Here is a 4729-nt window from a genome sequence, read left to right as displayed (position 1 = left end):
GTTGATAGCAAACAAAAGAACCATAGTCATCAAAATTGATTTTTTATATAAGTTCATTTTTTTAACTTTTGATACGTTCTTTCAATGATATCAGTGGACAAATTATCAATGTAACAGGTGTAAGTATAATCCGGCTCCCCGTTTTTTTGGTGATACAAACAAAGCCTAAATATACTCAATCCCATACATAGCGTTCATCGTATTCAACTTTGTATTTTTTCAGGAAAGCCCGGTATTCATCTTGAAAAGATTTCCGGCTATGGTGCTGATGCTGATTTGCAATATAAGCGATCACTTTTTCAATCTCCGATGGATTTACTGAAAATGCTCCGTATCCGTCCTGCCAGTAAAAATTTGCAAGTGAGGTATCGAGCGTTTTAACCCATTTGGAAGAATGTGATTTTATTTCTTCCACCAATTTCATCAGCACTATTTTTTTTGAAAACATACATAGGATGTGTACATGATCGGTATAGCCGCCGATTTTTATTGGCTGACAGTCCAATTTATTGCAAATACCGCCTAAATAAGCATGCAATTCATCTTCAAAAGGTGCATGAATGAGTGGCTGCCTGTGTTTTGTACTGAACACGATGTGCATGTAGTTTTTTACGAGTGATTGGCCCATGGTTAGTGTGTCGATGCTATATCGATGGGCTGCACCCATCGTTGGTGTGTTACGCCCTTTCAGGGCTGGTTATTCTGTCTTTTATGTTCGATGGGCTGTGCCCATCGTTGGTGTATGCCGCCCTTTCAGGGCTTAAGCTTGTTTACATCAGCTCTGAAAGGGCGTTATACGTCAACGCCGGGCGAAGCCCGGCGGGATTAGTACCACAGTGACAGCCCTGAAAGGGTGTAATACATCGCCGCCGGACGATGTTCGACGTATTAGCGGTATAACAGGCGTAAATATAATTAAGCCCGACGGTTTGTCGATGATCATACCAACAAAAGCTAAAAAAGTTTCAAAGGGGGTAATTTGCCCCGCTTTTTTGACTTTAATTTTATTGTGTCAATTTTGGGCCAAATAAATTTTGTTTTAAATAAAGTGGTATCGATGAAAATACCACGATCAACATTATACACCTCTATCGGCAATTCGTTATTTTTATTAATTAATGTAAGTCGGTATATTTCGCGCGGCAGGCTTTTTTTTTTGAACGTTAATTGTATGAAATTTAAGTTTCGCAAATACCCAATACACCCTCTTTGTGGTGTCGTCCTTTTCTGAAAGGTATTTTTTATGATCACTTATCCAATAAGTTTTATAATTAATCATTCCTCTACCTTGATCTTTAAAATCAATACCATCTCTATAATTAAAATCGAATATCGACGACTTATTCGTAATGGAACTTGAATCGGTTGGATTTTCTAAAGGCAGGAAAATGGTGCGTTGTTGATCTGTAAAAGGCGTCGGCTCGAAATAACAAACAACACCCCATTTATCTACTAATGAAAGAATATTTGTTGTTTTTTCTTTTCGCGAACAGCTTTCAGCTAAAAATAGAAAAATAAATAAGTACTTTAATTTCATAATTAATGTTCGTCGCTACTAAGCTTCAACCAAAATATCAATTACACTCACTACGACGAAGATCAAGAAATAAAGCCTGTGCCGGTGATTAGATTTGTATTTTCGGTTCATGGTGGACTAAAAATACATTATAGAAATTTATAATGCAAAAAAGTTTAAAATGCTATGGCAGCAGCCAGTCAGCGGGATAGTAGCCTAACTCACCGCGGCGTCAGGATACCCGTAAAATAGAAGTGCATACCTAATCCTTTAAATGCTCAGCAACAAAATCCGCTGACCACCCTTTTATCATATCTCTCACCCTCCTGAATTCATTCATTACCTCGTCAGGGCTGCCCTGGGCCTTTGCCGGATCAGGGAAGTTGTTGTGGAATTTTTCGGCTTTAGTAGGGAAGTAGGGGCAGTTCTCTTTGGCGTTATCGCATACGGTGATCACGTAGTCAAATGGGTTATCAATATATTCATCCACGTTGTTGGAAGTATGTTTGCTGATGTCGATACCGTCTTCAGCCATTACCTGTATGGCTTTTGGGTTAACGCCGTGGGTTTCGATGCCGGCGCTGTAAATAGTCGCTTTATCGCGCGCAAAATGCCTTAAATAGCCCTCGGCTATCTGGCTGCGGCAGCTGTTGCCTGTGCAAAGCACCAGGATATTCTTCATATTAAATGGTATTGATTTTTGTTGAATAATATTTTTTACGGAAAAAGAAAGCCAGGTTTACCAACGCTATCAAAGCCGGCACTTCAACCAGCGGACCGATCACCCCGGCAAATGCCTCGCCTGAATTGATGCCGAATACGCCGATGGCCACCGCAATGGCCAACTCAAAGTTGTTGCCTGTTGCTGTAAAGGCGATGGAGGTGCTCCTGGAATAATCGGCGCCGAATGACTTGCCGATAAAGAAGCTTAATACAAACATGATAACAAAGTAAATAACCAAGGGGATGGCGATGCGCACCACATCCATCGGGATCTGAACGATCAGGTTCCCTTTCAGGCTGAACATTACCACGATGGTAAACAATAAAGCCACCAGGGTAATTGGCGAAATAACCGGCACGTATTTTTTCCGAAACCATTCCTCGCCCTTAAGGGCAATCAAGCTATAACGGCTGATGATACCTGCAGCGAAGGGTATGCCTAAATAAATGCCTACACTTTTGGCTATTTCGGAAATGGTAATGTTTACCGCCAATCCTTTTAAACCAAATAAGGGAGGTAATATGGTGATAAATACATAGGCGTACACGCTGTATAGCAGTACCTGGAAGATGCTGTTTAAGGCGATGAGGCCTGCCGCGTATTCGCGGTTTCCTTCGGCCAATTCGTTCCAAACCACTACCATGGCAATACAGCGGGCTAGTCCGATTAAGATTAACCCTACCATATAGGCAGGATGATCGCGCAGGAGGGTTATGGCCAATAAAAACATGAGGATGGGCCCCACGATCCAATTGAGTATTAAGGACGCGCTTAAAACTTTGGTGTCCTTAAACACTTCGCCCATTTTTTCATATTTTACTTTTGCTAACGGCGGATACATCATTAAGATTAGCCCAACAGCAAGCGGAATATTGGTTGTTCCGCTGGAAAATGAATTGATAAACCCGGCGGATGACGGGATAAAATAGCCGACCGCAACGCCTATACCCATCGCCAGGAAGATCCAGAGGGTAAGGTATTGGTCTAAAAAAGATAATTTTTTTCGTTCGGCAGCAGGTGCGCAATTGTTAACGCTCATTGTTTTTTGTTTGATTACGATTTAAAATTATGAAGGCACTGCTTCGCTTTTCGTCCAGAATACCAGGTGTTTCGCCTCGTCGATAAATGCTTTAACGGTTTCTTTTATTTCGTCCCTTACTTTACGGGTTTGTTCCAGTATTTCTTCGGGTGTGCCGGTAAAAGAAGAAGGGTCGGCAAACGACCATCCCAACCTTTTCACCATCCCCGGAAAAATAGGGCATGTTTCAGCGCTGGCGGCATCGCAAACTGTAACAACGGCCTGGTAAACCTTCCCCTGCCTGAAAAGGTCAAATACATCTTTTGTAGGGTTTTTGCTGATGTCGATACCAATTTCCTGCATTACTTTAACCACATTGGAGTTAAGTTTTCCGGGTTCAAGGCCAGCGCTTTCGGCAATTAGCGCTTCGCCGCCCATTTGATTTAAAAAGGCCTCGGCCATCTGGCTGCGTGCGGAGTTATGGATGCACACAAATAAAATTTTACGCTGTATCATAATTGTTTATGGTTTATTTTTTTTGATTAAAATAACTCCTCTTGAGAGGGGGTGCGCCGGGCTGCGTTGTGGCGGGGGTGTGTTTCGCACAATGTTCGTTAACACACCCCTCCGCCCCTGCCTACCGGCAGGCAGGCCTCTCAAGAGGGGAATCGCACTGCCCGGGCTTTTATTCCGTTTCTTTTATAATTTGTTTTTGATTAAATTCCAGTCTCCGTACTTCTTCTTTCCAGCAGCAATACATCGCGCCAAACCCCGTTTAATTTGCCAATCCGCTCCCGTCGCCCGACTATCCTGAAACCGTTTTGCTGATGGATGTGGATGCTGGCAGCGTTTTCAGCAAAGATCCTTGCCTCCAGTGTCCAGAAGTTGTTTTGTTCGCTTTGCTTTACCAGTTCGGCCAGCAGTTTTTTGCCAATTCCTTTGCCGCGGGCTTTTTCCGCGATATAAATGCTTACTTCGGCAACGCCTGCAAATACGCAGCGGTCGGATATGGCGGTCAGTGCCGCCCATCCTAACACTTCGCCGTTTTCCAAAGCTACCAGGCGGCAGTTTTTTACGTGCTCAGCATCCCATTCTTCCCATTCCGGTAACAGGAGCGAAAAATGGGCATTGCCTGTTGCAATGCCGTCCTGGTAAATGGCCCTTGCTTCGGGCCAGTGTTTTGGGTTGAAAGCTTCTATTTCCATCGTAATTTTAATTAATTACAGCAATCCGGACCGCAGCAGGTTTTTGCAGCTGGTTTCTGGGCGAACACGGTAACACTGAAGATGCCGGTATCCCCTTTTTTTAACAGCGCCATTTCGGCTTCGTCAAGGTATTGGGCCAATATATCATCCGGGATGACGATGGCTTTTTCTTTTTGCACGGTAATATCCGTAAATCCGTTTGCTTTGATGAGGCCGAGGTATTCCTCCTTTTGGATGGCGCCTGCTACACAACCCGCATACATTTC

Annotated in this window: 6 protein-coding genes and 1 pseudogene; all 7 read right to left on the bottom strand. The window is 43.3% G+C overall.

Features of this window, described 5'->3' with window-relative positions; genetic code table 11:
- Positions 1–175 precede the first annotated feature (175 nt).
- Positions 176–628, bottom strand: coding sequence for an IS200/IS605 family transposase (tnpA, locus tag QZY09_RS03810; protein WP_295668260.1), 453 nt, complete (start codon positions 626–628; stop codon positions 176–178).
- Positions 629–1111: 483 nt separating this feature from the next.
- Positions 1112–1537: a hypothetical protein gene (locus QZY09_RS03805; RefSeq protein ID WP_295668257.1), complete on the bottom strand. Its 426-nt coding sequence runs from the start codon at positions 1535–1537 to the stop codon at positions 1112–1114.
- Positions 1538–1778: 241 nt separating this feature from the next.
- The gene (locus tag QZY09_RS03800; protein WP_295668254.1) at positions 1779–2198 is read right to left on the bottom strand and encodes an arsenate reductase ArsC; all 420 of its coding nucleotides are present in this window, start codon (positions 2196–2198) and stop codon (positions 1779–1781) included.
- Between the two features lies 1 nt (position 2199).
- Positions 2200–3279, bottom strand: coding sequence for an ACR3 family arsenite efflux transporter (gene arsB, locus QZY09_RS03795; RefSeq protein ID WP_295668251.1), 1080 nt, complete (start codon positions 3277–3279; stop codon positions 2200–2202).
- Positions 3280–3306: 27 nt separating this feature from the next.
- Positions 3307–3774 (bottom strand): arsenate reductase ArsC, encoded by a 468-nt coding sequence (locus tag QZY09_RS03790; RefSeq protein ID WP_295668247.1) that lies wholly within the window; start codon positions 3772–3774, stop codon positions 3307–3309.
- 200 nt (positions 3775–3974) lie between these two features.
- Entirely contained in the window at positions 3975–4463 is a 489-nt protein-coding gene (locus QZY09_RS03785; protein WP_295668245.1) for a GNAT family N-acetyltransferase, read from the bottom strand.
- Between the two features lie 11 nt (positions 4464–4474).
- A pseudogene (locus tag QZY09_RS03780) lies at positions 4475–4729 on the bottom strand (arsenite S-adenosylmethyltransferase); the annotation flags it as partial.

It is taken from the genome of uncultured Mucilaginibacter sp. (genome assembly GCF_903913935.1).
Classification (GTDB): Bacteria; Bacteroidota; Bacteroidia; order Sphingobacteriales; family Sphingobacteriaceae; genus Mucilaginibacter.
This window is presented reverse-complemented; position numbering and strand designations above follow the sequence as displayed.